The organism is Streptomyces sp. 63XJN7_1_ISO-PGPR-S23-121, assembly GCF_056173025.1.
In genome coordinates this window covers 2,856,330-2,881,673 of the sequence record NZ_CM149653.1, presented here as the reverse complement: position 1 = coordinate 2,881,673, position 25,344 = coordinate 2,856,330, and the positions used below count along the sequence as shown (strand labels likewise).

22 protein-coding genes are annotated in these 25,344 nt (G+C 72.0%); 10 read left to right on the top strand and 12 right to left on the bottom strand.

Annotation, left to right across the window (positions count from 1 at the left end; translation table 11 throughout):
- Positions 1-155 precede the first annotated feature (155 nt).
- Positions 156-1,889 (bottom strand): BCCT family transporter, encoded by a 1,734-nt coding sequence (locus AC0VYN_RS12475; RefSeq protein WP_475536036.1) that lies wholly within the window; start codon positions 1,887-1,889, stop codon positions 156-158.
- A 223-nt stretch (positions 1,890-2,112) separates the two neighbouring features.
- Between AC0VYN_RS12475 and AC0VYN_RS12470 the strand changes: the two genes are divergently transcribed.
- Positions 2,113-3,606 (top strand): M1 family metallopeptidase, encoded by a 1,494-nt coding sequence (locus tag AC0VYN_RS12470; protein WP_475536035.1) that lies wholly within the window; start codon positions 2,113-2,115, stop codon positions 3,604-3,606.
- 21 nt (positions 3,607-3,627) lie between these two features.
- On the opposite strand, the gene AC0VYN_RS12465 is transcribed toward AC0VYN_RS12470, so the two are convergent.
- Positions 3,628-4,113, bottom strand: a complete 486-nt coding sequence (locus AC0VYN_RS12465) for a macro domain-containing protein (RefSeq protein WP_475536034.1) — start codon at positions 4,111-4,113, stop codon at positions 3,628-3,630.
- Between the two features lie 41 nt (positions 4,114-4,154).
- Positions 4,155-5,621: an amino acid permease gene (locus AC0VYN_RS12460; RefSeq protein WP_475536033.1), complete on the bottom strand. Its 1,467-nt coding sequence runs from the start codon at positions 5,619-5,621 to the stop codon at positions 4,155-4,157.
- 232 nt (positions 5,622-5,853) lie between these two features.
- On the opposite strand from AC0VYN_RS12460, the gene AC0VYN_RS12455 reads away from it, so the two are divergent.
- Positions 5,854-6,621, top strand: a complete 768-nt coding sequence (locus AC0VYN_RS12455) for a MerR family transcriptional regulator (protein WP_475536032.1) — start codon at positions 5,854-5,856, stop codon at positions 6,619-6,621.
- A 39-nt stretch (positions 6,622-6,660) separates the two neighbouring features.
- Here AC0VYN_RS12455 and AC0VYN_RS12450 read toward each other — a convergent pair whose 3' ends face one another.
- The 3 genes from AC0VYN_RS12450 to AC0VYN_RS12440 are packed head-to-tail and all read right to left on the bottom strand — an operon-like array spanning position 6,661 to position 11,253.
- The gene (locus tag AC0VYN_RS12450; RefSeq protein ID WP_475536031.1) at positions 6,661-8,841 is read right to left on the bottom strand and encodes a 3-hydroxyacyl-CoA dehydrogenase NAD-binding domain-containing protein; all 2,181 of its coding nucleotides are present in this window, start codon (positions 8,839-8,841) and stop codon (positions 6,661-6,663) included.
- 34 nt (positions 8,842-8,875) lie between these two features.
- On the bottom strand, positions 8,876-10,090 hold the full coding sequence (locus tag AC0VYN_RS12445) for an acetyl-CoA C-acetyltransferase (RefSeq protein WP_475536030.1): 1,215 nt from the start codon (positions 10,088-10,090) through the stop codon (positions 8,876-8,878).
- Positions 10,091-10,101: 11 nt separating this feature from the next.
- A complete protein-coding gene (locus AC0VYN_RS12440; protein WP_475536029.1) occupies positions 10,102-11,253 on the bottom strand; it encodes a CaiB/BaiF CoA transferase family protein in 1,152 nt (383 codons plus the stop codon).
- Positions 11,254-11,492: 239 nt separating this feature from the next.
- On the opposite strand from AC0VYN_RS12440, the gene AC0VYN_RS12435 reads away from it, so the two are divergent.
- Positions 11,493-12,671 (top strand): saccharopine dehydrogenase family protein, encoded by a 1,179-nt coding sequence (locus tag AC0VYN_RS12435; protein WP_475536028.1) that lies wholly within the window; start codon positions 11,493-11,495, stop codon positions 12,669-12,671.
- Positions 12,672-12,777: 106 nt separating this feature from the next.
- Complete coding sequence (locus tag AC0VYN_RS12430) at positions 12,778-12,975, top strand: hypothetical protein (protein ID WP_475536027.1); 198 nt, start codon at positions 12,778-12,780, stop codon at positions 12,973-12,975.
- Here AC0VYN_RS12430 and AC0VYN_RS12425 read toward each other — a convergent pair.
- Positions 12,918-13,664, bottom strand: coding sequence for an endonuclease V (locus tag AC0VYN_RS12425; protein ID WP_475536026.1), 747 nt, complete (start codon positions 13,662-13,664; stop codon positions 12,918-12,920). The genes AC0VYN_RS12430 and AC0VYN_RS12425 overlap by 58 nt on opposite strands.
- A gap of 43 nt (positions 13,665-13,707) precedes the next feature.
- Here AC0VYN_RS12425 and AC0VYN_RS12420 point away from each other — a divergent pair, with 43 nt between their 5' ends.
- Complete coding sequence (locus tag AC0VYN_RS12420) at positions 13,708-14,004, top strand: YciI family protein (protein WP_475536025.1); 297 nt, start codon at positions 13,708-13,710, stop codon at positions 14,002-14,004.
- Positions 14,005-14,016: 12 nt separating this feature from the next.
- Here AC0VYN_RS12420 and AC0VYN_RS12415 read toward each other — a convergent pair whose 3' ends face one another.
- Entirely contained in the window at positions 14,017-14,346 is a 330-nt protein-coding gene (locus AC0VYN_RS12415) for a plasmid stabilization protein (protein WP_475536024.1), read from the bottom strand.
- A gap of 289 nt (positions 14,347-14,635) precedes the next feature.
- On the opposite strand from AC0VYN_RS12415, the gene ssgD reads away from it, so the two are divergent.
- Positions 14,636-15,052 carry a spore wall synthesis regulator SsgD gene (ssgD, locus tag AC0VYN_RS12410; protein ID WP_475536023.1) on the top strand — a complete coding sequence of 139 codons (417 nt, stop codon included), beginning with the start codon at positions 14,636-14,638 and terminating at the stop codon, positions 15,050-15,052.
- 87 nt (positions 15,053-15,139) lie between these two features.
- On the opposite strand, the gene AC0VYN_RS12405 is transcribed toward ssgD, so the two are convergent.
- The gene (locus AC0VYN_RS12405; RefSeq protein ID WP_475536022.1) at positions 15,140-15,811 is read right to left on the bottom strand and encodes a GOLPH3/VPS74 family protein; all 672 of its coding nucleotides are present in this window, start codon (positions 15,809-15,811) and stop codon (positions 15,140-15,142) included.
- A gap of 327 nt (positions 15,812-16,138) precedes the next feature.
- Between AC0VYN_RS12405 and AC0VYN_RS12400 the strand changes: the two genes are divergently transcribed.
- Together AC0VYN_RS12400 and AC0VYN_RS12395 are read left to right on the top strand one after the other, a co-directional pair.
- Positions 16,139-17,776 (top strand): ABC-F family ATP-binding cassette domain-containing protein, encoded by a 1,638-nt coding sequence (locus tag AC0VYN_RS12400; RefSeq protein ID WP_475536021.1) that lies wholly within the window; start codon positions 16,139-16,141, stop codon positions 17,774-17,776.
- 300 nt (positions 17,777-18,076) lie between these two features.
- The gene (locus tag AC0VYN_RS12395; protein ID WP_475536020.1) at positions 18,077-19,051 is read left to right on the top strand and encodes an acyl-ACP desaturase; all 975 of its coding nucleotides are present in this window, start codon (positions 18,077-18,079) and stop codon (positions 19,049-19,051) included.
- Between the two features lie 131 nt (positions 19,052-19,182).
- On the opposite strand, the gene AC0VYN_RS12390 is transcribed toward AC0VYN_RS12395, so the two are convergent.
- Positions 19,183-19,428, bottom strand: coding sequence for a WhiB family transcriptional regulator (locus AC0VYN_RS12390; RefSeq protein WP_385460816.1), 246 nt, complete (start codon positions 19,426-19,428; stop codon positions 19,183-19,185).
- A gap of 203 nt (positions 19,429-19,631) precedes the next feature.
- On the opposite strand from AC0VYN_RS12390, the gene AC0VYN_RS12385 reads away from it, so the two are divergent.
- Positions 19,632-20,420, top strand: a complete 789-nt coding sequence (locus AC0VYN_RS12385; RefSeq protein WP_475536866.1) for a VOC family protein — start codon at positions 19,632-19,634, stop codon at positions 20,418-20,420.
- A gap of 23 nt (positions 20,421-20,443) precedes the next feature.
- On the opposite strand, the gene AC0VYN_RS12380 is transcribed toward AC0VYN_RS12385, so the two are convergent.
- Both AC0VYN_RS12380 and AC0VYN_RS12375 read right to left on the bottom strand, forming a co-directional pair.
- Positions 20,444-21,517, bottom strand: coding sequence for a LacI family DNA-binding transcriptional regulator (locus tag AC0VYN_RS12380; protein ID WP_475536019.1), 1,074 nt, complete (start codon positions 21,515-21,517; stop codon positions 20,444-20,446).
- Between the two features lie 129 nt (positions 21,518-21,646).
- On the bottom strand, positions 21,647-22,675 hold the full coding sequence (locus AC0VYN_RS12375) for a multicopper oxidase domain-containing protein (RefSeq protein ID WP_475536018.1): 1,029 nt from the start codon (positions 22,673-22,675) through the stop codon (positions 21,647-21,649).
- Positions 22,676-22,864: 189 nt separating this feature from the next.
- On the opposite strand from AC0VYN_RS12375, the gene AC0VYN_RS12370 reads away from it, so the two are divergent.
- Positions 22,865-25,342, top strand: a complete 2,478-nt coding sequence (locus AC0VYN_RS12370) for a ThuA domain-containing protein (protein ID WP_475536017.1) — start codon at positions 22,865-22,867, stop codon at positions 25,340-25,342.
- Positions 25,343-25,344 lie beyond the last annotated feature (2 nt).

Here is a 25,344-nt window from a genome sequence, read left to right as displayed (position 1 = left end):
AGACCGAAGGGGCTGCCGGGCTCCGGGCGGGCCCGGCCGGCCGGGGGCGGAGCCACCCGGAGGCCGGACCCGTGAGCGACGCCTCTCCCACCGAGGCGAGGCATGGTCCCCGGCCGCCCCGCGGATGCGGGACGCGGGGACCGCCCCGGCGGTGGTCAGGCGTCGTGCTTGCCGATCGGGTCGCCCTCCACCTCCGTGCCGGCGCCCGGGCCGATGCGGAGCTCGAACTCGCCGTCGTACTTCTCGTGGCCCGCGATGACGGCCAGTTCGACGGCCTCGGAGCCCATCTCGCCCCGCACGATGAGCGGGTCCCGGCGCAGGTCGCGCATGAGGGCGACACACATGAAGATCATCACGATGACGAACGGCGCCGCCGCGAGGATCGTGAGGTTCTGCAGGCCGGTCAGCGCGTCGCCCTGGCCGCTGCCGACCAGGAGCATGATCGCGGCGACGGCACCGGTGACCACGCCCCAGAACACGACCACCCAGCGGCTGGGTTCGAGCGCGCCCTTCTGCGAGAGGGTGCCCATCACGATCGAGGCCGCGTCGGCACCCGAGACGAAGAAGATGCCGACGAGGATCATCACCAGCAGGCTGGTGACGGTGGCGACGGGGAATTCCTGGAGGACGGCGAAGAGCTGGCCCTCAGGCGTCGAGTCGTTGCCGAGACGGCCCTGCTCCTGCAGCTTCATCGCCGAGCCGCCGAAGATCGCGAACCAGATCAGGCTGACCGTGCTGGGCACGAGGATGACGCCGCCGATGAACTGCCGGATCGTCCGGCCCCGGCTGATGCGGGCGATGAACATGCCGACGAAGGGCGTCCAGGAGATCCACCAGGCCCAGTAGAAGACGGTCCAGCTGCCCAGCCAGTCGGCGACGCCCTTGCCGCCGCTGGCCTCCGTGCGGCCGGCCAGCTGGGGCAGGTCGCCGAGGTAGGCGAAGACCGAGGTGGGCACCAGGTCGAGGACCACGATGGTCGGGCCGGCGACGAAGACGAACACCGCGAGGATCAGGGCCAGCACCATGTTGATGTTGGACAGCCACTGGATGCCCTTCTCCACACCGGAGATCGCGGAGGCCACGAACGCCACGGTCAGCACCGCGATGATGGTGACGAGCAGTCCCGTGCTGACCTTGTCCAGCCAGTCCAGCTTCTCCACGCCGGAGCCGATCTGCAGGGCGCCGAGGCCGAGCGAGGCGGCGGAGCCGAAGACGGTCGCGATGATGGCGAGCATGTCGATGATCCGGCCGCCGACGCCGTTGGCGTTCTTCTCGCCGATGAGCGGGGTGAACACGGCGCTGATGGTTTGGCGGCGGCGCCTGCGGAAGGTGCTGTAGGCGATGGCGAGACCGACCACCGCGTAGATCGCCCACGGGTGGAGCGTCCAGTGGAACAGGGTGGTGGCCATGGCCGTCTCCATGCGGTCGCCGGAGTCGGCCGGGGAGGTGCCCGGCGGGGGCGTCGTGTAGTGCGCCAGCGGCTCACTGACGCCGTAGAACATCAGGCCGATGCCCATGCCCGCGCTGAACATCATCGCGACCCAGGACACCGTGCGGAACTCGGGCTTCTCGCCCTCGCTGCCGAGGTGGATCCGGCCGTAGCGGCTGGCCGCGAGCCAGAGGGCGAAGACGACGAAGCCCGAGGCGGCCAGCATGAACGCCCAGCCGCCGTTGTGCATCAGGCCGCCGAGCATGGTGCTGGAGGCGTTCTCCAGCGAGTCGGTGAAGGCGGCGCCCCAGATGACGAAGGCGAGGGTCAGGGCAGCCGTGACGCCGAAGACGACCCGGTCGGTCCGGGGGTGCTTCTCCTGCCCGGGGAGAGCCGCCTCCGAACCCGGAAGCGTGCCTCTTTCATGGTGTTCCTCGTCGCTCGATCGGTCCTGCGTCACAGGCGGCACCTTTCACATCGGTGAGGCCGAAAATAGTCCTCTGGTACGCCCATACCACGCGCGACGCGGAACTCACCTCTCCGGCGGCGGGTGTCGGGGCCCCTCGGTGTTCCATGACGGCCGGATGACGATCGTGTGACCGCGGTGGCCGTGGACATGACCGGGCGCACAGGTGCTGAATAGGCTCCGAACAGACCGCTCAACCTGACGACTTGGAGCTTTCGTGCACCGCAGATTCATCGTGCCGGGCGCACTGGGCGCCGCCTCCCTCATGCTGGCGATCCCGGCGTCGGCGGCGGCCCACTCCCCCGGCGCTCCGGGCATCGGCGATCCCTACTACCCGGCCTACGGCAACGGCGGATACGACGTCTCCCACTACGACCTGCGCCTGAAGTACCAGCCGGCGACCGACCGCCTGGAGGGCACGGCGACGATCCTGGCCCGCACCACGCAGGACCTGTCGCGCTTCGACCTGGACTTCCTGCTGGACGTGGGCGAAGTGCGGGTGAACGGTGCGAAGGCGTCGTTCACGACGTCGGGCGAGCACGAGCTGGTGATCACCCCGAGGAGCCCGCTGCGCAAGGACACGCCCGTCACCGTGGTGGTGCGCTACAGCGGGGTGCCGTCCTCCGAGCAGGCGTACGGCTTCACCAGCTGGCACCGCACCCCCGACGGCGGAGTCGGCGCGAACGAGCCCGAGGCGGCCTGGTGGTGGTTCCCCAGCAACGACCACCCGCTCGACAAGGCCACCTTCGACGTGTCGGTGCAGGTGCCGGACGGCACCCAGGCCATCTCCAACGGCACCCTCCAGTCCAGCAGCTCACGGCTCGGCTGGACCCGTTACAACTGGCGGTCGGACAAGCCGCAGGCCACGTATCTCGCCACCCTGGCGGTCGGGAGGTTCGACCTCACCACCGGCACGACCGAGAGCGGCATCCCGGTCGTCAACGCCTACAGCAAGGACCTCGGCGCCCACGACGGCGCGGCGCGGGCCAGCGTGGAGCGGACCGGGGAGATCGCCGACTGGCTGAGCGGCTACTTCGGGCCGTACCCCTACAACGCGCTCGGCGGGTACGTGCCGAACACGACCACCGGGTACGCGCTGGAGACGCAGACCCGGCCCTTCTACAGCCCACGGCAGTTCGCGAACGGGTCGAACGTGTCCGTCGTCGTCCACGAGCTGGCCCACCAGTGGTACGGCGACCTGGTGTCCGTGCGCGGCTGGAAGGACATCTGGATCAACGAGGGCTTCGCGCGGTACGCCCAGTGGCTGTGGTCCGAGCACGAGGGCGAGGGCACGGCGCAGGAGCTCGCCGACTACACGTACGCCTCGCATCCGGCCGACGACCCGTTCTGGACGGTGCGGCCCGGTGACCCCGGTCCGGAGAACCAGTTCGACGCCGCGGTCTACGACCGGGGCGCGCTGGCCGTGCAGGCACTGCGCAACGAGATCGGGGACAAGGCGTTCTTCGAGGTCCTGAAGGGCTGGCCGCAGCGGTACGCCTACGGCAACGCGTCGGTCGCCGACTTTCGGCGGTACGCCGAGGAGGTGTCCGGCAAGCCGCTGGCCGCGCTGTTCGACATCTGGCTGTTCCAGCCGTCGAGGCCGGACGCGCCGGCGGCTCGCGCGGCGTCCCTCGCGAAGGCGCCGACCGCGCCCGCGCAGCCGCGGTCGTGGACGAGGATCGCCGCGACGAACGACGTGCACGAGCACTGAGGCACCGGGGACGGCGTCCGCTCAGGCGCCGTCCCCGTGGTCGTACACGGTCACGGATATGCCCTGCCGGGTGAGCCGCTGCGTGACGAGCGGCTCGACGCGGGACCATTTTCCGCCGGCCAGGCCGCAGCCGATGCGGGGCATGTGCACGGAGGCGTTCAGCTCGGCCGCCCGGGCGGCGACGCGGCCCAGCGCGGTGTCGATCGCCTCGTAGCGCACCGGGACGCCCTTGCTGCCGGTCCTGGTGCCGCGCTGGCCGATCATGTTGGCCACCCATACGCAGGGCTCGACCTGGACGAACCGCACGGCGCCCAGACCGAAGTCGTTCGCGGCGCGGTCGCGGTGCCAGGCGCGGTAGGCCGCCTCCGGCTCCGGCCAGCGGCGGGACAGGGCCAGGACGAAGCCCTTGCCCCAGCCGCCGAGGTCGTTGCAGACATGGGCGATCACCTTGACGCCCTTCACCGACGGGGCGGTGGCGTCACCACGGACGTACGCGATCTCCGGCATGACGCCACCGTAGAGGCCGCCACTGACAGCGGCCCGGATCGCTAGCCGTTCAGCCGGCCGAGTTCCCGGTCGGCGTTGTGCGCCACCCGGCGGCGGACGCCGAACCAGCCGACGACCAGCATGAGCGCGATCACCGGGATCAGCAGGAGGGTCCAGCGGCCGATCTCGGGGTCGTTGCCCATCATGCAGAGCACGGCCACGAGGAAGACGACCGTGACGATCTCCGTGACCGGGCTGCCGGGCAGGCGGAAGTGCGGGCGGGTGACCAGCCCGGCCCGGGCGCGGCGCACGAAGACCAGGTGGCAGATCATGATGATCACCCAGGTGCTGATGATGCCGAGGGAGGCCACGTTCAGCACGATCTCGAAGGCCTTGCTCGGCATCAGGTAGTTCAGGCCCACGCCGAGCACGCAGATGCCGCAGGTCAGCAGGATGCCGCCGTAGGGGACCTGGCTGCGGCTCATCACGCGGGTGAATCTGGGCGCGGAGCCCGCCATCGCCATGGAGCGCAGGATGCGGCCGGTGGAGTACAGGCCGGAGTTCAGCGACGACATGGCGGCGGTGAGGACGACGAGGTTCATCACGTCGCCGGCCGCCGGGACGCCGACCTTGGACAGCACTGTGACGAAGGGGCTCTCGTCGCCGGAGTAGAGCGATCCGGGCAGCAGCAGGGCCAGCAGGACGACCGAGCCGACGTAGAAGAGGGCGACGCGCCACATGATCGAGTTCACCGCGCGCGGGACGACCTTCTCCGGCTCGGCGGTCTCGCCGGCGGCCACGCCGACCAGTTCCAGGGCCGCGTAGGCGAAGATCACGCCCTGCATCACGAGCACCACGGGCATCACGCCGTGCGGGAGGATGCCGCCGTGGTCGGTGATCATGCCGACGCCCGGGGTGTAGCCGCCCACGTCGTGCTGGGTGGCCAGCAGGAAGATGCCGATCAGCATGAAGCCCACCAGGGTGGCGACCTTGATGATCGCGAACCAGAACTCCATCTCGCCGAAGATCTTCACCGAGATGAGGTTCACGGCCAGGACCACCGCGAGGGCGGCCAGGGCGAGCACCCATTGCGGGATGCTCGTGAACAGGCTCCAGTAGTGCGTGTACAGCGCGATCGCGGTGATGTCGGCGATGCCGGTGGTCGACCAGTTCAGGAAGTACATCCAGCCGGCGACGTAGGCGCCCTTCTCGCCGAGGAACTCGCGCGCGTACGACACGAACGACCCGGACGAGGGTCGGTAGAGCACGAGCTCGCCGAGCGCCCTGACCACGAAGAAGGCGAAGACACCGCAGACCAGGTAGGCGACGGCGAGCGCCGGGCCCGCGTCGCGCAGCCGGCCGCCGGCGCCGAGGAAGAGGCCGGTGCCGATCGCGCCGCCGATGGCGATCATGTTGACGTGGCGGGCCTTGAGGTCCTTGCTGTAGCCGGCGTCGCCCGCGTCCGCGGGTGTCCCGGCCGCCTGGGGATGGGCGGCGGCCTGTGCCGTGTCGACGGCGTCCTTGCTCACGGGTGGTTCCACTCTCTGGTGCGCCCGGGCGGGGTGCGCCCGGGTCGTCCGTACAGTGACGTGGCCCGCACCACCCTTCGCGGCACAGACCAGTGCAGCACTTTCCCACGACTCTGCGTTCACATGCGGTGGTTCATGTCACACAGCGTGACTTCTCACAGGACCCGCCGGGTGCCTTCACGTGGGGCACATGAGGTGTCACAGCACTGGTGAGACAGCGATACTGCTGCACATGACGACGAGCGACACCGGGGAGCCGGCCCTCACGATCGACGAGCTGGCCGCGCGGGCCGGCGTCACGGTGCGCACGGTCCGCTTCTACGGCACCAAGGGCCTGCTGCCGCCGCCCGCGATCGGCCCTCGGCGGGTGGGACGGTACGGCCGGGAGCACCTGGCCCGGCTGGCGCTGATCGAGGAGCTGCAGCACCAGGGCATGACGCTGGCCGCGATCGAGCGGTATCTGAAGCAGCTGCCGCCCGACCTGACCGCCCACGACCTGGCGCTGCACCGCGCGGTGGTGGCGTCCTGGGCGCCGGAGACGGTGGAGCGGGTCACGCGCGAGGAGCTGGGCCGGCGGGCCGGGCGGCCGCTGACCGACGACGAGGTGGCCCGGCTGACGGAGATGGACATCGTCGCGCGGGACGGCGACGCGGAGAACGGAAACGCGGAGAACGGGAACGCGGGGCGCGGGAACACGGGGCGCGGGGACGCCTACCGCGTCGACGCGGGGCTGCTCCGGCTCGGCGTCGAGCTGCTCGACGTGCCCCTGTCCTCCGAGACGGTCCTCGCCGCACGCACCTCTCTGCTCGAGCACTCCCGGGCCGCCGCGCGCGACCTGTCGCGGCTGCTGCGCGACGCCGTCGCCGAGCGCGACGCGCGGGACGTGCGGTCCCTGTCCGCCCACATGCACCCGATCGTGGTGCAGGCGCTGCTGACCACCTTCCAGCGGTCGCTGCGGGACGAGCTGCGGGAGTGGCTGGACGCCGACGGCGAGCGCTGAGAAGTTCCTCAGTCGCTCGCCGTCGGTGGGAGGCTGCCGTCAGCGGCCGTCGGTGAAGACCTCCCCGTTCTCCGCCTTCGCCACGAGCAGCGCGGGCGGCGTGAACCGGTCGCCGTAGCGCTCGGCGAGTTCCCGGGCGCGGTCGACGAAGCCGGGCAGGCCGCCCTCGTAGCCGTTGATGTACTGGAGGATGCCGCCGGTCCAGCCGGGGAAGCCGATGCCGAAGATCGAGCCGATGTTGGCGTCGGCGACGGAGGTCAGCACGCCCTCCTCCAGGAGGCGGACGGTGTCCAGCGCCTCGGAGAACAGCATGCGCTCCTGCATGTCGCGGAACGGGATCTCGTAGCCCGGCTTGGTGAAGTGCTCGCGCAGGCCCGGCCACAGTCCGGCGCGCTTGCCGTCCTCGCCGTACTCGTAGAAGCCGGCGCCGCCGGAGCGGCCGGGGCGCTCGAACTCGTCGACCATGCGGTCGATGACGGCCTCGGCGGGGTGCGCGGTCCAGGTGCCGCCCGACTCCTCCACGGCCCGCTTGGTCTCGTTCCGGATCTTCCGGGGGAGGGTGAGGGTCAGCTCGTCCATGAGGGAGAGCACCTTGGCCGGGTAGCCGGCCTGGGCCGCGGCCTGCTCGACGGAGGCGGGCTCGACGCCCTCGCCGACCATGGCGACGCCCTCGTTGATGAAGTGGCCGATCACGCGGGAGGTGAAGAAGCCGCGCGAGTCGTTGACCACGATCGGCGTCTTCCTGATCTGCCGGACCAGGTCGAAGGCCCGGGCCAGGGCCTCGTCCCCGGTGCGCTCGCCCTTGATGATCTCGACCAGCGGCATCTTGTCGACGGGCGAGAAGAAGTGCAGCCCGATGAAGTGGTCCTGGCGCTCGACGCCCTCGGCCAGCGCGGTGATGGGCAGTGTGGAGGTGTTGGAGCAGAGCAGCGCGTCGGGGGCGACGACGTGCTGGATCTCCTGGAACACCTTGTGCTTGAGGGAGGTGTCCTCGAAGACCGCCTCGATGACCGCGTCGCAGCCCGCCAGGTCGGCGGCCTCGGCGGTCGGGGTGATGCGGGCGAGCAGCGCGTCGGCCTTGTCCTGGCTCGTGCGGCCCTTGGCGACGGCCTTCGCGCACAGCTTCTCGGAGTAGGCCCTGCCCTTGAGTGCCGCCTCCAGCGAGACGTCCTTGAGGACGACGTCGATGCCGGCGCGGGCGCACGAGTAGGCGATGCCGGCACCCATCATCCCGGCGCCCAGGACGGCGACCTTGGTGACCTTGCGCGGCTCGATGTCCTTCGGGCGGTTGGCGCCGGAGTTGACGGCCTGGAGGTCGAAGAAGAACGCCTGGATCATGTTCTTCGCGGTCTGGCCGGCGGCCAGCTCGACGAAGTAGCGGGCCTCGATGACCTGAGCGGTCTCGAAGTCGACCTGGGAGCCCTCGACGGCGGCGGCCATGATGTTGCGCGGCGCCGGGTAGGGGGCGCCGGCCGTCTGCTTGCGCAGGTTGGCCGGGAAGGCGGGCAGGTTGGCGGCGAACTTCGGGTGGGCGGGGGTGCCGCCGGGGATGCGGTAGCCGGGCCGGTCCCAGGGCTGGGCGGACTCCGGGTTGGCGTCGATGAAGGCGCGGGCCCTGGCGAGCATGTCCTCGCGGCTGTCGGCGACCTCGTCGACCAGGCCGTTGTCCAGGGCGCGGCGCGGGCTGTACTGGGTGCCCTGGAGGAGGACCTTCAGCAGCGCGTCGGTGATGCCGAGCATCCGGACGGTGCGGACGACGCCGCCGCCACCGGGGAGCAGGCCGAGGGTGACCTCGGGGCAGCCGATCTTGGAGCCGGGCGCGTCCAGGGCGACGCGGTGGTGGCAGGCGAGGGAGATCTCGTAGCCGCCGCCGAGGGCGGCGCCGTTCATCGCGGCGACGACGGGCTTGCCGAGGGTCTCGATGCGCCGCAGGTCGCGCTTGATCGCCATGCCGCCGTCGAAGAGGTCCTGCGCGGTCTCGGGGGTGACCCGGATCAGGTCGCGCAGGTCGCCGCCGGCGAAGAAGGTCTTCTTGGCGGAGGTGACGATGACGCCGCGGATCGCGTCCTTCTCGGCCTCCAGGCGGTCGGCGACGGCCGCGAGGGACGCCCGGAACGCGGCGTTCATGGTGTTGGCGGACTGGTCGGGGTCGTCGATGACGAGGGTGACGACGCCGGTGTCGTCCTGCTCCCAGCGGATGGTGGTGGACTCGGTGGTCATGAGGGGGTGCTCCAGGTGATCCGTCGGGAGGGGGTCAGATGCGCTCGACGATGGTGGCGATGCCCATGCCGCCGCCCACGCACAGGGTGGCGAGGCCGTACCGCTTGTCCTGGCGCTCCAGTTCGTCCACGAGGGTGCCGAGGATCATCGCGCCGGTGGCGCCGAGCGGGTGACCCAGCGCGATGGCGCCGCCGTTGACGTTGACCTTGTCCAGCGACAGCCCCATGTCCTTGACGAAGCGCAGGACGACCGCCGCGAACGCCTCGTTGATCTCGACCAGGTCGATGTCGTCGATGGTCAGCCCGGCCTTGGCGAGGGCCTTGCGGGTAGCGGGCGCCGGCCCGGTCAGCATGATCGTGGGCTCGGAACCGGACACGGCGGCGGAGACGATCCGGGCGCGCGGGGTCAGCCCGTAGCGGTCGCCGACCTCCTTGGAGCCGATGGCGACCAGCGACGCGCCGTCGACGATGCCGGAGGAGTTGCCCGCGTGGTGGACGTGGTCGATCCTCTCCACCCAGTGGTACTTCTGCAGCGCGACGGCGTCGAAGCCGCCGAGCTCGCCGATGTCGGCGAAGGACGGCTTGAGCTTTCCGAGGGAGTCGGCGGTGGTGCCGGGGCGCAGGTGCTCGTCGTGGTCGAGGACGGTGAGGCCGCTGCGGTCCTTCACCGGCACGACGGACCGCTCGAAGCGGCCCTCCTTCCACGCCGTGGCCGCGCGCTCCTGGGAGAGGGCCGCGTACTCGTCGACGTCGCGGCGGGAGAAGCCCTCGATGGTGGCGATCAGGTCGGCGCCGATGCCCTGCGGGACGAAGTTGGTGGCGAGGTTGGTCATCGGGTCGTTGAACCAGGCGCCGCCGTCCGAGGCCATCGGCACCCGGGACATGGACTCGACGCCGCCGGCCAGGACCAGGTCCTCCCAGCCGGAGCGGACCTTCATGGCCGCCATGTTGACGGCCTCCAGACCCGAGGCACAGAAGCGGTTCTCCTGGACGCCGGCCACCGTGTCGGGGAGTCCGGCGGCGATGGCGGCGATGCGGGCGATGTCGGAGCCCTGGTCGCCGACCGGGCCGACCACGCCGAGCACGATGTCGTCCACGGCGGACGGGTCGAGGCCGGGGAAGCGGGCGCGGATCTCGTGGATGAGGCCGACGACCAGGTCGACGGGCTTGGTGCCGTGCAGGGCGCCGCTCGCCTTGCCGCGTCCGCGCGGGGTGCGGATCGCGTCGTACACGTACGCTTCGGTGCTCACTGGCAGGCCTTTCACTGAGGGTTCGCGGGGCTGTTCTGCTGAGGGGTGCGGGGCAGGCCCCAGTCGCGGGCGACGGCCTCCGCGTCGGCGCCCGGCCGGGCGGGTCCGGTACGGACGGCGGTGGGGGTCGCCGAGAAGCGGGGCGCGGGGGCCGGTTGGGTGATGCCGCCGTGGTCGGTGAAGGTGCCGCGGGCGGCGAGGTGCGGGTGGCGCGGGGCCTCGCGCAGCGACAGGACGGGGGCCACGCAGGCGTCGGAGTCCGTGAAGACGGCCGTCCACTCGTCCCGGGTGCGGGCCTTGAAGCGGGCGGCGATCGCCTCGCGCAGCTCGCTCCGGCGCGCCGGGTCGTCGCGGGACGGCACCTGGTCCGGGATGCCGAGCCGCTCCAGGAACTCGGCGTAGAACCTGGCCTCCAGGGCGCCGACCGCCATGTACCCGCCGTCGGCCGTCTCGTAGGTGCCGTAGAAGGGGGCGCCGCCGTCGAAGAGGTTGCTGCCGCGCCGGTCCTGCCAGCCGCCGGCGGCGAGCATGCCGTGGATCATCGCGGAGAGGTGGGCGGCGCCGTCCACGATGGCCGCGTCGACGACCTGGCCGGTGCCGGTCGCGCGGGCGTGGTGCAGGGCGGCGAGGATGCCGACGACCAGGTAGAGCGAGCCGCCCGCGTAGTCGCCGAGCAGGTTGGCGGGGACCGCCGGCGGTCCGTCGGGGGCGCCGATCATGCCGAGGGTGCCGGTGAGGGCGATGTAGCCGATGTCGTGGCCGGCCCGCTGGGCGAGGGGGCCGTCCTGGCCCCAGCCGGTCATGCGCCCGTAGACCAGGCGCGGGTTGCGGGCGTGGCAGGGCCCGGGGCCGACGCCGAGGCGCTCGGCGACTCCGGGGCGGTAGCCCTCGATCAGGACGTCGGCGCGTTCGGCGAGGTCGAGGACGCGGGCGGGGCCGTCGGGCGCCTTGAGGTCGACGACCACCGAGCGCTTGTTGCGGTTGGTGACGTCGAGGGCGGGGTCGATGGCGAGGCCGGGTCCGCCGGGCCGGTCGACGCGGACCACGTCGGCGCCGAGGTCGGCGAGGAGCATGGCGGCGAAGGGCCCGGGGCCGATGGCGGCCAGTTCGACCACGCGCACGCCGCTGAGCGGGCCGTCACCCGGCGTCTTCGCCTCCGTCATCGAGCCCCCAAGCTCTGTGACACAACTGATGTAACACCAGCGATGCTAAGAACGTGTTCCACTCGACACAAGACCTGACGAGCAAGCGCTTAGCCAATTATGGGGCAGGCGCGTCGCCGGGCCCGGTACTCCTCACGCTAGCCTCAGCCACCGGCGACGGCGCGTGCTGTGGGCCCAGGGGTGCCGGCGAGGCCGCCGAGTGACACCGACGGGATGCCGGACGGTGGCGAAGGAGTGTCATGAACAGGCTAAAAAGGTCGGACCGGCCGTACGACATCGTGCTCTTCGGGGCGACGGGATTCGTCGGCGAGCTCACCGCGGAGTACCTCGCCGCGCACGCGCCGGAGGGACTGAGCTGGGCGATCGCCGGGCGCGACGAGGGCAGGCTGCGCCGGCTCGCCGAGCGGCTGCCCGGCGGCACGGACATCGGCATGCTGCGGGCGGACGTGTCCGACCCGGCCTCCCTGCGCGCGCTCGCCGAGCAGGCACGCGTGGTCGCCTCGACGGTGGGCCCGTACATCCGGTACGGCGAGGGGCTCGTCGCCGCCTGCGCGGACACCGGCACGGACTACTTGGACCTGACCGGCGAGCCCGAGTTCGTGGACCTCATGTACGTGCGGCACGACGCACGCGCCCGGGAGACCGGAGCGCGGCTGGTGCACGCGTGCGGCTTCGACTCCGTACCCCACGACCTGGGCGTGTACTTCACGGTGCGGCAGCTGCCGGAGGGCGTGCCGCTGACCGTGGACGGCTTCGTGACCGCCGGTGCCGCCTTCTCCGGCGGCACGTTCGCCTCCGCACTGGGCCAGTTCGCACGCGGCCGGCAGATGCGGGACGCGGCGCGGGAACGGCGCCGGCACGAGCCGCGGCTGGTGGGCCGCCGGGCGGTGACGCCGACGGGCGCCCCGCGGTACGCCGGTGAGGTGGGGGCCTGGGCGCTGCCGCTGCCGACCGTCGACCCGCAGATCGTGCGCCGCTCCGCCAAGGCACTCGACCGGTACGGCCCCGACTTCCGCTACCGGCACTACGCGGCCGTCCGGCATCTGCCCGTCGCGGTGGGCTCGGTGACGGCCCTCGGCGCACTGGTGGCCGCCGCGCAGGTTCCGCCGGTGCGGCGCCGCCTGTCCGGCCTGCTCGCACCGGGTGACGGACCGAGCCCGCAGAAGCGCGCGAGGAGCTGGTTCCGGGTCCGCTTCGTGGGCGAGGGCGGTGGCCGCCGGGTGTTCACCGAGGTCGCGGGCGGTGATCCCGGGTACGACGAGACGGCGAAGATGTTCGCCGAGGCCGCACTGTCCCTCGCCCTCGACGACCTGCCGGCGACGGCCGGTCAGGTCACCACGGCGGTGGCGATGGGCGACGCGCTCACCGAGCGGCTGCGGACCGCGGGCATCGCCTTCCGGGTGGCCGCCGCGCGCTGACCCCCTGGCATCCACCTGCTTTGAGACTTCGCCGGCCTCTTTCACTCCTCACCTGCGTCGCCGCGGACTCAAGTACCAAAGGGAAGTTCAGTGAAACGATTGAGGCATGACGAAGTTCCTGCTCGAGGTGGATCTGGACGACGGCGCGGTCGCCGAGGACCCGGTGGGTGAGGTCCAGCGGATCCTGCGGTACTGGGGAGGCAACCTGCGGCACTACGCACTGCGCCCGGGCGACGGCTCGGCGGTCTACGACTCGCGGTACGGGGAGGTGGGCCGCTGGAGCGTCGAGGACCGGGCCGAGTAGGTGGCATCCCGCAGGGCGGCGCGGCACAGGGCGTCCGCCCTGCGGGTCGTCTCCGGCAGGCGGTAGGCGGGGGCCAGCGCCAGTGTGTGCGCACAGGCGTTGTCGAGGCTCACGCGGTGGCCGACGGAGACGAAGACCGGCTTGACCCCGTGGCGCGTACGCAGCGCGCGCCCGACCTCCTCGGCACCGGCGAGCAGCGGGGACGCGCTGCCGCGCGGAGCCCCGGGGTCGTCGTGGGTGAAGGTGAACGGGTTCTTGGCGACGCCGACCGTGGGCAGTCCGGTGAGCACGCCGAGGTGACTGGCGAGGCCGAAGCGGCGCGGATGGGCCAGTCCGTAGCCGTCGCAGACGACCAGGCCGGGCGGGCAGGGCAGGGCGTCGAGAGCGGCGAGGACGGTGGGGATCTCGCGGAAGGCGAGCAGGCCGGGCACGTAGGGGAAGGAGATCCGGCCGACGGCGGTGGCCTCGGCGACCACGGCGAGGGTCGCCGCGTCGAGGACGACGGCGGCCGCCGCGACGACGTCCCGCTCGTCGTCGTAGGCGACGTCCACGCCGGTCACCCGTCCCGAGCCCGGGGGCGGGCCCGGCTCGTCGAGCACCACCCGGGCCCGCAGTTCGTCCTGGACGGCGCGGGCCCGTTCCTCCGTCGTGGGCCAGTCGGCGGGGGTCTGCGCGGTCACGGTCGTCATGGTGGCCGCAAGCCTACGGGACCCCGGGAGTAGGCTCCCGGTCATGTTCGTACTGGAGCTGTCCTACACCGCGCCGCTCGAAGCGGTCGACGCCGTGCTGCCGGCTCACGTGGCCTGGCTCGACGCCCTGTACGAACAGGGAGTGTTCCTGGCCTCCGGGCGCCAGGAACCCCGCAACGGCGGAGTGATCATCGCCGTCGCGGAGAACCGGGCACGGATCGAGGAGATCACCGCGGGCGATCCCTTCGTCGAGGCGGGCGTGTGCGCGTACCGCGTCACCGAGTTCGTCGCCACGAAGACGGCCCCGGCGCTGGAGCGCTACCGGGAGACGCCCGGTTAGGGCGGACGCGGCTCACTTGCCGAGCGCGCGCCGCAGCTCGCCCTTGTTCATGTTCGAACGACCGCTGATGTCACGGCGCTTGGCCTCCTGGTAGAGCTGGTCGAAGGTGGGGCCCTGCGCGCCCTGCCGCGACCCGGAGCGCTGTCCGCCGCGCTTGCTCGGCGACTTGTCCTGCGTGGACGTACGGCCGGCGGTCTTCGACTCGCCCGACTGCGCGCGCTCCTTGTTCACCGTCCGGGCCGCGATCTCCTTCGCCCGGCCGGTGCTCTCGCCACGGTCCTCGGCGCTCTCCTTGATGTGTTCGTACTGCCGCTCCCGCTTGGGGCTCGAACCACGTGGCATGTCCGCTCACTTCCTCTCGCGTTCAGCGAACGGATACCCACGTTACGGACGAACACCCTGCCCGGCGTCCGGAGCTCCGCCGGGCGGGGCAGCGGACGGGCGCGTGGCGCGGCGGCCGCAAGTGGCTTGTGCGACAGCCGAGGAGAGTCTCGTCACTCGGGTGCATGAAGGCGGTGACAGAGGTCACTCGCACATCGTGTGCACGGATTGGCTGATTCCGTCGTCTCTTCCAGTGCCCGGCCCGTACCACCCCCGGAAGCCCGTCCAGCCGTCACGAGGGAGCAAGGCGTTGTCCACCGTCATCGAGCAGCCCGTCGAGGCGCGTCTCGTCGCTGCCGCGCCGCGTATGCCGAGCATTCCCGCCACGCTGCACTACGACCGCAGCGATCCGTTCGCCGTCCGCATGAGCTTCCCGGCCCCGGCCACGCTGGAGGGCGTGGACGTGTGCTGGACCTTCTCCCGCGAGCTGCTCATCGCCGGGATGCGGGAACCCGACGGCCACGGTGACGTGCGCGTGCGGCCCTACGGGTACGACCGCACCGTCCTGGAGTTCCACGCCCCCGAGGGCACCGCCGTCGTCCACGTCCGCTCCGGCGAGCTGCGCCGGTTCCTGCAGGCCACCAGTGAGCTGGTCCCGGTGGGCCTGGAGCATCTGCAACTGGACCTGGACCACGACCTGGCGGAGCTGATGCGGGGCACCTGCTGAGCGGACCGGCCGGCCGGCGCGCGCCGCGCGGCCGAGACGGGCGGGTCCCGGGCGCGGATCCGGGCCCGTCCCCCTGACGGACGTCCGTCAGCGGCCCGCGGGAGCCACCGCGCGCGCCGTCTCCGCGCTCACCTCCGCCCGCACCTCCCGCAGCACCTTCCCCAGACCGGGCGTCCCCGCCGCGCCGCGCGCGGTCAGCTCCTCGATCCGGCCCTCCCTGCGCGCCCGGTCCCCCACGGGCCCCAGGGCGCGCAGTTCGGCGGAGGCCGCCAGCGCGACGACGATCGCGTCCCGCCCGGAGACCTCCCCGGCCGGCAGCGGGCCCTCCAGGACGTCCCGCGCCTCCTCGCGCAGGGCCTGCGCCGCGGCGACCCGGGTCAGGACGTGGTCCACGGAGGGGAAAACCCCGAGCACCCGCTTCTTCTCCGCCCGCAGGTACCCGTCGGCCACGAGCTGCTCCCGGACGGCGTCGAAGGTGACACGCGCGTACGGCCGCACCCACGCCCGCCAGCGGCGCGGCACGGACTCGCGGACGAGGTCCAGCAGTCCGTCGAGGACGGCGTCACCGGTGCGGGAGTCGGGGTCGACGGGCGTGGCGATGCCGTCGTCGTCGGTGAGCAGGCCGCGCCGGGCGAGTTCGGTGAGGGCGCCGGCGCGCACCAGGTGGTGCAGCCGCGCCGTGTCGGCACTTCCGGGCCGCGCCGGGTTCCAGGCCAGCAGGCAGAGCCGGGAGGGCGGGGAGAGTGGGCCGTTGGGCACGAGGGCCTCCTCGGGGCTGTGGGACCGGCTCCGCGGTAAATGCGTTGACAGCCCGAATCGGGCGCTCCTACGGTGTACAACGCTTCTGTTGCCGCCGATCGGAGAAGGACGTTGTTCGTCTGAGGTTCTGAGACACCGCGTCACCCGCCCAGCGTGGGTGAACGTCGCGTGCGGCCTCGGCGTTCGAGCCGTCCCTGGCGGAACAGGGCATTTCTCATGCCCGCCACCGGCGGGCTCCTCCTTTCCCCGCCCTGCGGCGGCCGCCGCCTTCCGGTGTCTCGATACGCGTTTGCCCCTGACCGCATCGAGCAACCGCGGAGACTTCGTATGACCGCTTCCATCACCTGTACGGCCCTTTCCTTCTCCTGGCCCGACGGCACCTCCGTCTTCGAGGGCCTCGACGCCTCGTTCGGCCCCGGCCGGACCGGGCTCGTCGGTGTCAACGGGTCCGGCAAGTCCACCCTGTTGAAGCTGATCGCCGGGCGGCTCGGCCCCGCCGACGGCACCGTCCGGGTGGCCGGCGAGGTGGGCCACCTCCCGCAGAACGTCACGCTCGACACCGGCCTGCGGGTCGACGAGGTGCTCGGCATCGCCGCGCGGCGGGCCGCGCTGCACGCCATCGAGGCCGGTGACGTGTCCGAGGAGCACTTCGAGGCCGTCGGCGACGACTGGGACGTCGAGGAGCGCGCGCTGGCCACGCTCGGCGAACTCGGCCTCGGCCACGTGGCGCTGGACCGCACCATCGGCGAGGTGTCCGGCGGCGAGTCCGTCCTGCTCCGGCTGGCGGCCCTGCTGCTGCGCCGGCCGGACGTCCTGCTGCTGGACGAGCCGACCAACAACCTGGACCTGTACGCCCGCAGGCGGCTGTACGCGGCCGTCGCCTCCTGGCCGGGGGTGATGGTCGTGGTCAGCCACGACCGTGAGCTCCTCGAGCTCGTCGACCAGGTCGCCGACCTGCGGGCCGGCGGGATCACCCGGTACGGCGGCACCTTCTCCGCCTACGAGGAGGCCCTGGCCGTCGAGCAGGAGGCGGCCGAACGCATGGTGCGGGTCGCCGAGGCCGACCTGCGCAGACAGCGGCGCGAACTGTCCGACGCCCATGTCGTCCTGGCCCGGCGCAGGCGGTACGGGCAGAAGATGTACGACACCAAGCGCGAGCCCCGGGCGGTGATGAGGATGCGCAGGCGCACCGCCCAGGAGTCGGCCGGGAAGTACCGCATCATGCACGAGGAGAAACTCGCCGAGGCGAGAGAGCGGCTCGACGACGCGGTGGAGGCCGTGCGGGACGACGACGAGATCCGCGTCGACCTGCCGTACACCGCCGTCCCGCCGGGCCGGACGGTGCTCACCCTGCGGGACCTGGAGCTCGTGTACGGCGCGCGGGTGCGGGGCGGCCTCGATCTGCACGGTCCCGAGCGGATCGCGCTGACCGGGCGCAACGGCACGGGCAAGACCACGCTGCTGCGCACGATCGCCGGCGAGCTGGAACCGGTGTCGGGCGAAGCGACCGCGCACGTCCCGCTGCGGTTCCTGCCGCAGCGGCTCGACGTCCTGGACGACGAACTGACCGTCGCCGAGAACGTGGCCCGTCTCTCGCCGGGCGTGACCGGCAACCGGGTCCGGGCGCGGCTGGCACGCTTCCTGTTCCGGGGCGCCCGGGCCGACCGGAAGGCGGCCACGCTGTCCGGCGGCGAACGCTTCCGGGCCACCCTGGCCGCGCTGATGCTGGCCGAACCCGCACCCCAGCTGCTTCTGCTGGACGAGCCGACGAACAACCTGGACATGGCGAGCGTCCGGCAGCTCACCACGGCCCTGGAGTCGTACGAGGGGGCGCTGATCGTGGCCAGTCACGACATGCCGTTCCTGGACTCGCTCGGCATCACGCGCCGGCTGCTGCTGGAGGAGGGAGAGCTGAGGGACGTCACGCGGGAGGCGGGCCCGGCCGCGGGAGAGCGGGCCGGCTGACGGAGGCGTTCCGGCCGGGGCGGAACCCCCGGAGGCGTCACTGGACGCCTCCGGGGGTTCCGCGCGCGGGTGCCGGCACTGCATGATGGCCCGTCGGCGCCACCGCCTTTCACCCGTTCGGCCCAGGACCTGCGGGTCGGGCCGCGCCACACCCCGTTGGACAGCGGCTGATCAGGTGCCTTTACGGTGCGTTTAACCTACGGTCTCGTAACCTACGGTTTCGTAGCCTACGATCCCGTAGGTTCCCGGCACCGCTCGCCGGTTCACCATCCGCTCTGTCGCACGTCCCCTGGAGTACCCGTGACGATCACTTCCCCGCACCTCGGCACTTCCGCCGCTTGGACCGACGCCCGGCTGCTGCAGGCCCTGGAGGAAGTGGTCGAGACCGAACTCAACCGGCATCTGAAGGTCGCCAAGGACTGGATGCCGCACGAGTACGTGCCGTGGAGCGACGCCCGCAACTTCCCGGGGATCTTCGAGGACGGCGAGGCCTGGGAGAAGGAGCAGTCCAAGGTCACCGAGATCGGCCGGATCGCCCTGGTGGTGAACCTCCTGACCGAGGACAACCTGCCCAGCTACCACCACGAGATCGCCTCCCTCTTCGGCCGCGACGGCGCCTGGGGCACCTGGGTACACCGCTGGACCGCCGAGGAGGGCCGGCACGGCATCGTGATGCGCGACTACCTGCTCGCCTCGCGCGCCGTCGACCCGGACAAGCTGGAGCAGTTCCGCATGTCCCACATGAGCGAGGGCTTCGAGTCGGACAACCGGCACTCGATGCTGCACTCGGTGGCGTACGTGGCCTTCCAGGAGCTCGCCACCCGCGTCTCCCACCGCAACACCGGCCACCAGTCCGGCGACCCGGTCTGCGACCGCATGCTGGCCCGCATCGCGACCGACGAGAACCTGCACATGGTCTTCTACCGGAACCTGCTCAAGGCCGCGTTCGACCTCGCGCCCGACCTGACGATGCAGGCGGTGCGGGACGTGGTCGTGAACTTCCGGATGCCCGGCCACGGCATCCCCGGCTTCGAGCGCGCCGCGGCCCAGATGGCCATCGGCGAGGTCTACAACCTGCGCATCCACCACGACGACGTGATCCAGCCCGTGCTGCGCTTCCTGAAGATCATGGAGATCGACGGCCTCGGCCCCGAGGGGCAGCGGGCCCAGGAGGAGCTCGGCCTGTACATGGGCGGGCTCGACGCGGAGGCCGCCAAGTTCGACGAGAAGCTGGCGGCGCGCAAGGCCCGGATGGCGGCGCGCGCCGCGGGCTGACCCGATGGCGTCCCGCCCGGCCGGTCCGCGAGGTCCGGTGCGGGCACGGCGCGGGGGCCCCGGGCGGTGACGACACCGCCCGGGGCTCCGGTGTGCCGGGGGTGTCCGGCGGGGGCGCGGGCCGGTCCGGCTCAGCGCGCGGTGCGCCGCAGTGCCAGCCGTTCCTTCTCCGACAGCCCGCCCCAGACGCCGAAGCGCTCGTCGTTGCTCAGCGCGTACTCCAGGCAGGCCGAGCGGATCGGGCACAGCGCGCAGATCCGCTTCGCGTCCCGCACGGAGCTTCCGGGCTCGGGGAAGAAGAAATCGGCCCCGGTCTGGGCGCACAACGCCTCCTGCTGCCAGGTGAGGTCGGGCGTCGCGATCGTGTCGATGTGCATGCGCAGGATGGTGCCCGCCGGAGAAAAACGTTCGATCAACGCGGGATCAACGCCGCCGCGGCCGGGCGACGGCCGCCCCGGCGAACACCCCGATGATCGCCCCCACGCGGGGGGACAGGCACGGCGGCGCGCGGAAGCGATCGCCGGCGACCGGTGGAAGACTCGGCAGTGCAGGCAACGGGACCCTTCCGAGGAGGGCGATGATGCTCACCACCCGTTTCGTCACCGGCGCGCCGAACTGGATCGACGTCGGCACGTCCGACCTCGACGGCGCCGCGGCCTTCTACGGCGGTCTCTTCGGCTGGCGGTTCCGGTCGGCGGGGCCCGAGGCCGGGGGGTACGGCTTCTTCGACCTGGACGGCCGGATCGCGGCCGGCGGCATGCGGACCACGGCGGACCAGGGACCGCCGTCCTGGACGGTCTACTTCCAGACCCCCGACGCGGAGGCCACCGCCAAGGCCTCCGAGCAGGCCCACGGCGGTGTGCTCATGCGGCCGGCGGACGTGATGGGCCAGGGCACCGTGGCGATCCTCGCCGACCGGGCCGGGGTGCCGTTCGGCGTCTGGCAGCCGGGGCGGCTGGGCGGCCTCGGCGTGGCCGGCGAGACCGGTGCCCTGTGCTGGGTCGAGCTGTACACGCCGGACGTCGCGGCCGCCGCCGCCTACTACCACGCGGCGCTGGGACTGGAGACCTCCGCCGTCCCCTTCCCCGGCGCCGGGACGTACACGTGCGTGAACCCGGCCGGGGAGGGCGAGGAGAGCATGTTCGGCGGTGTCGTGCCGCTCGCCGACGACGCGGTGGAGACGGACGCCCACTGGCTGCCGTACTTCGCCGTCGCCGACACGGACGCCACGGTCGCCCGGGCCGGGGAGCTGGGCGGCACGGTGCGGATGCCCGCGACGGACATCGAGGGCGTCGGGCGCCTCGCCCGGCTCGCCGACCCGTACGGCGCCCGGTTCGCGGTGCTCAGGCCGGCGCCGCGGCAGGGCTGAGCGGCGCGCCCGGTCCGGCGCGCTCAGGCGGAGGCGCGGCGGACCAGGGTGGTCGGCAGTATCACGCCGGGGTCCGTGTCCGTGTCCGGCGCGGCTCCCGCCCCGTGGACCGCGGCGTCCCCGCCGTCGCCCGCCGTCCCGCGGTCCAGCACCCGCAGCAGCAGGCGGGCCATCAGCCGGCCCATCCCCTCGATGTCCTGGCGGACCGTGGTGAGCGGGGGGTCGGTCTGCTCGGCGACGGGCGCCATGTCGTCGAAGCCGACCACGGCCACGTCGTCCGGCACCCGCCGTCCCCGCTCGCGCAGCACCCGCAGGGCGCCCGCCGCGGTGAGGTCGTTGGCCGCGAACACGGCGTCCAGGTCCGGACGCCGGTCCAGCAGCTCGCGCATCGCCCGCTCACCGCCGCCCGGCGTGAAGTCCCCCTGCGCGACCAGGCCCGGGCCGGCGTCCACCCGGACGTCCCGGAAGCCCGCGAGCCGGTCGGCGGCGGAGGTCTGGTCGAGCGGGCCGGCGATGTGCGCGATGCGGGTGCGGCCGAGTCCGGCCAGATGGCGTACGGCCTCTCGGGCGCCGCCGCGGTTGTCGCTGTCCACGTAGAGCGCGTCCTCCCGGCCGTCGTCCCAGCCGGGCCGTCCGCCGAACACGGTCGGCAGGCCGGCGCCGCGGACGAGGCCGGGCAGCGGGTCGTCGAGGTGGAGGGAGAAGACGAGGGCGCCGTCGACGTGCCCGCCGGCCAGGTAGCGGCCGACGCGGGCGTGGTCCTCGCGGCCCTCGGTGAGCAGCAGGACGAGCTGGTTGTCGTGGGCGGTCAGCTCCTTGCTGATGCCGCGGAGCTGCTGGGCGAAGTAGGGGTCGGCGAAGACCAGGGTCTCCGGTTCGGCGGCGACGACGGCGATGGCGTCGTGGCGTCTCGTCACCAGGCTGCGGGCGGCCTGGTTGGGGACGTAGCCGAGCTCCTCCACGGCGCGCCGGACCCGCTCGGCCAGCGCGTCCCGCACCCCGTGCGCTCCGTTGACCACACGGGAGACGGTGGCCCGGGAGACCCCGGCCCGCGCGGCCACGGCCTCCAGCGTGGGACGCGGCGCGGTCTCGGTCACGGGCTCCTCCTCGGCGGCTGCCGCTCAGGATAGCGGCAGGTCGCCGGGCGGGAGCCGGCTCCCGGCCCCTGCGGCCGGGATGCTCGGGGAGGGCGCGGGCGGGGCCGGCGCACCGGCCGCCGCCCGTCGTCAGTGCTCGTGCTCCGGGGCGTCCCCGGCCGGCTGGGAGTGCTCGTGCGGCTCGTACCCGGGAATCGTGCCGTCCGTCTTCTTCACCAGGAACAGCCCCACCATCCCCATGTCGGAGTGGCTCTGCACGTGGCAGTGGTACATCCACGCCCCGGCACCGACCCCCTCCCCCGCGATCACCTGGAAGCCGAAGGAGTCCGCCGGGCCGACGATCTTGTTGTCGACGACCCGGCTCGGATCGTCCGGACCGGTGAGCATGCCGGTGCGGTTGTCCGCCCAGCGGTGACCGTGCATGTGGAAGGTGTGGTAGTACTCGCCGTGCGTGATCATCACGAACTCGACGCGGTCGCCCACGGTGGCCTCGAAGTCCGGACCCGTGTGCGGCGCACGGTTGTTGATCCGCATGTCGTTGAAGACGATGGTGTGCGTGGCGTCCGGCAGCACGTCGCCCTTGCGGCGGACGACGACCGGACCGTAGAGGCCGTTGCGGATGCCGCCGGTGCCGTGTTCGGTGCCGACGACGTGGTCGTGGTAGTGCCAGTAGCCCGCGCTGCCCGACCGCCAGGTGCCGTCCGGGCGGCGGCCGGGGGCGTGGGTGCGCCAGGTGTAGGTGCGGGTGCCGCCGGGCTCGACGTCGCTCCGGTTCATCTTCGTGCCGTCGCTGGAGATCTCGTAGTCGAGACCGTGGACGTGCAGGCTCGCCGCCACGTCCATCGTGTTGGTGAACTCGATGTGGAGCGTGTCGCCCTCGTTGAGCTCGATCAGCGGGCCGGGGATCGTCGCCCGGCCCTTCTCCAGGCCGTACCCCATCTGCCCGTCGGGCAGTTTCTCGGCGTACAGCTTGATGTGCTTCACCTTGCCGCCGGCCGGCGCCGTCGCCGTTCCCGCCTGCACCGCCTGCACCGCCTGCACCGCCTGCACCGCCTGCGTACGGTCGGCGGCGCCGGCCGCTCCGGAGGCCGCCGACAACGATGTCGCCGCGGCAGCGCCGCCCAGCAGCACGCGGCGGTTGAAGCCCCGTCTGTCCATGCCGAACTCCCCACACTGGTACGGAATTTGCTCAGACGTAGCTGTGATGACCCTGTGAGACGGTACCGGGCCCCGCTCTGTTTATCCACACTCAGGACAAAGTTCGACCCATCCCGGTGATACCTATTGGCGAATCGCGCAAAGAGGTCTAACTTCCATGGCGCTGCTGCCGTGACCTAGGAGGTGCCCATGCGCTTACGAGGGTTGAGCACGAGAAGAAGGGGCTGGGCGGCGTTCGCGACCGCCGGGTTCGTCGCCGCCGGACTGCTGTCAGGCCCCGCCGCCAGTGCGCGGCCCGCGCCGGATCCATCCCTGACAACGATGTCGATCAAGTCGCCGCCGGGGGGCGAGAACGTCCGCGTCCTGATCTTCTACGGTTCCGCCGCGGCCGGGGACGAGTCACCGGTGGTGAACGCCGGGATCGCGGCGATCGAGCGGATCGGGCTGACCGGCCCGGCGAGGGAACGCTTCAAGGTCGAGGCGACGGACGACGCCTCGGTGTTCACCAACGGGAAGAAGCTCGGCCGCTTCAACGCGGTCGTGTTCCTGACCGGGGGCGGTGACGTCCTCGATCCGGACCAGGAGGCGGGTCTGGAGGCGTACATGGAGGCCGGCGGCGGTTTCGTCGGCGTCCACGACGCGGCCCGCGCCGAGCCCTACTCGGACTGGTTCACCGGTCTGGTGGGGGCGCGGCCGGCCGCCTCCAGCCCGGCGAAGGTCCAGCGGGCCACGGTGGAGGTCGGCGACCGGCGTCATCCGGCCACCAAGGACCTGCCGTTGGAGTGGAAGCGCCCCGACGCGTGGCTGAACTGGCAGAAGAACCCGTCCGGTGACGTCCACACCGTGGCCCGGGTCCGCGAGTCGACGTACGCTCCCGGCGCGAGCGCCAACGGAGCCGACCACCCGGTCAGCTGGTGCCGGGACTACGACGGCGGGCGGTCCTTCTACACCGGCATGGGCGGGACGGTGTCGTCGTACGACGAGACCGACTTCCGCGCCCACCTGCGCGGCGCCCTGCTGTGGACGACACGGCTGGTGCAGGCCGACTGCAAGGCGACCATCACCGGCAACTACCGGGCCGAGCGGCTGACCCAGCCCAACCAGGCCGGCCAGAACGACCAGATCGGCGAGCCGCACGGCCTGGTCACCGCGCCCGACGGCCGGGTGTTCTACATCGGCCGGGGCGGCGCGGACTCGTCGCAGCACGTCGTCACCGACTGGAACAACCCGGACATCGGCAAGGGCAAGGGCCAGGTCCACGTCTGGGACCCGAAGACCGGGAAGGTGACACTGGCCGGTGAGCTGACCGTCTTCGGCAACAAGGGCGGCGGCGACGAACTGGTCAAGGTCGAGGAGGGCCTGCTCGGCATCGAGCTGGACCCGGCCTTCGAACAGAACGGGTGGGTGTACCTGCACTACACGCCGCACTCCGGCATCAACCGCGACACCCACATGGCCGAGCGGCGCGTCTCCCGCTTCACGCTCGACCGGGCGACGAACAAGCTGGACCTGGGCAGCGAGAAGGTGCTGCTGAAGTGGCCGGTGCAGATCCACAGCTGCTGCCACGCGGGCGGCGGGATGGCCTGGGACTCCAAGGGCAACCTGTACATCGCCACCGGTGACAACAACTCCAGCGGCTTCAGCGACGGTTACTCGGGCAACAACCCGCAGCCCAACTTCAAGGGTGTGTCCTTCGCCGACGCGCGCCGCACCGCCGGCAACACCAACAACCTCAACGGCAAGATCCTGCGCATCCACCCGGAGCCGGACGGGACCTACACGCTCCCCGAGGGCAACCTGTTCACCGGCAAGGAGACCGCCGAGGGCGGCGGCAAGACGCGCGGCGAGATCTACGTGATGGGCGTCCGCAACCCGGCACGCATCTCCGTCGACAAGTCGACCGACACCCTCTACGCGGGCTGGGTCGGCCCGGACGCGGGCGCGCCGTCGCCGACGTGGGGCCCGGCCAAGTACGACACCTTCGCCGTGATCACCAAGGCGAGCAACCGCGGCTGGCCGTACTGCATGGGCGACAAGCAGCCGTACCGGGACCGGAACCTGCCGGACCCGTCGAAGCCGCTGGGCTGGTACGACTGCGACCACCCGAAGAACGAGTCGCCGAACAACGACGGCCTGGTCAACCTGCCGCCGGTGACCGGCAACAACATCTGGTACTCGCCGCAGGGCGGCGGCCCCGACTTCCCGCGCGACGAGAACGGCGTCCCGTCGTACAAGCAGGACGAGGCCACCTACAGGCTGCCCTGGCTGAAGGGCGGCGGCCAGGCCGCGATGAACGGCCCGGTCTACCGCTACGACGCGGCGAGCACCAGCGAGACCAAGTGGCCGGCCTACTGGGACGGCAAGTGGTTCGTCGGCGACTTCTACGACGCCGACCAGCCGCGCAACGCGGTGCTGATGGACCCGAGGACGCAGGGCGACGGCGGTCTGCCGGTGCACGCGGAGTCGCTGAAGAAGATCGTGCCGGTCGGCAACGACGGCATCAAGAACCTGATGGGCTGGAAGTTCGGCCCGGACGGCGCGCTGTACGTCCTCGACTACGGCCGCGGCTTCTTCACCTCCGACTCCAAGTCGGCCCTGTGGCGGGTCACCTACAAGGGCGGTGGGCCGACCCCGGCCGCCGCACAACTGGCGAGGGGGACCGAGTGATA

Bases quoted from the DNA above. Each gene is read 5' to 3' on its own strand.
- AC0VYN_RS12390 (WP_385460816.1), bottom strand. From the start codon at position 19,428: ATGCACATCGACACGATCGCGACGCCCGACCTCACCTGGCAGCAGGAG.
- AC0VYN_RS12435 (WP_475536028.1), top strand. From the start codon at position 11,493: ATGAACAGGCTAAAAAGGTCGGACCGGCCGTACGACATCGTGCTCTTC.
- AC0VYN_RS12455 (WP_475536032.1), top strand. From the start codon at position 5,854: ATGACGACGAGCGACACCGGGGAGCCGGCCCTCACGATCGACGAGCTG.
- AC0VYN_RS12465 (WP_475536034.1), bottom strand. From the start codon at position 4,113: ATGCCGGAGATCGCGTACGTCCGTGGTGACGCCACCGCCCCGTCGGTG.
- AC0VYN_RS12415 (WP_475536024.1), bottom strand. From the start codon at position 14,346: ATGCCACGTGGTTCGAGCCCCAAGCGGGAGCGGCAGTACGAACACATC.
- AC0VYN_RS12375 (WP_475536018.1), bottom strand. From the start codon at position 22,675: ATGGACAGACGGGGCTTCAACCGCCGCGTGCTGCTGGGCGGCGCTGCC.
- AC0VYN_RS12385 (WP_475536866.1), top strand. From the start codon at position 19,632: ATGCTCACCACCCGTTTCGTCACCGGCGCGCCGAACTGGATCGACGTC.
- AC0VYN_RS12400 (WP_475536021.1), top strand. From the start codon at position 16,139: ATGACCGCTTCCATCACCTGTACGGCCCTTTCCTTCTCCTGGCCCGAC.
- AC0VYN_RS12440 (WP_475536029.1), bottom strand. From the start codon at position 11,253: ATGACGGAGGCGAAGACGCCGGGTGACGGCCCGCTCAGCGGCGTGCGC.
- AC0VYN_RS12420 (WP_475536025.1), top strand. From the start codon at position 13,708: ATGTTCGTACTGGAGCTGTCCTACACCGCGCCGCTCGAAGCGGTCGAC.
- AC0VYN_RS12425 (WP_475536026.1), bottom strand. From the start codon at position 13,664: ATGACGACCGTGACCGCGCAGACCCCCGCCGACTGGCCCACGACGGAG.
- AC0VYN_RS12370 (WP_475536017.1), top strand. From the start codon at position 22,865: ATGCGCTTACGAGGGTTGAGCACGAGAAGAAGGGGCTGGGCGGCGTTC.
- AC0VYN_RS12430 (WP_475536027.1), top strand. From the start codon at position 12,778: ATGACGAAGTTCCTGCTCGAGGTGGATCTGGACGACGGCGCGGTCGCC.
- AC0VYN_RS12450 (WP_475536031.1), bottom strand. From the start codon at position 8,841: ATGACCACCGAGTCCACCACCATCCGCTGGGAGCAGGACGACACCGGC.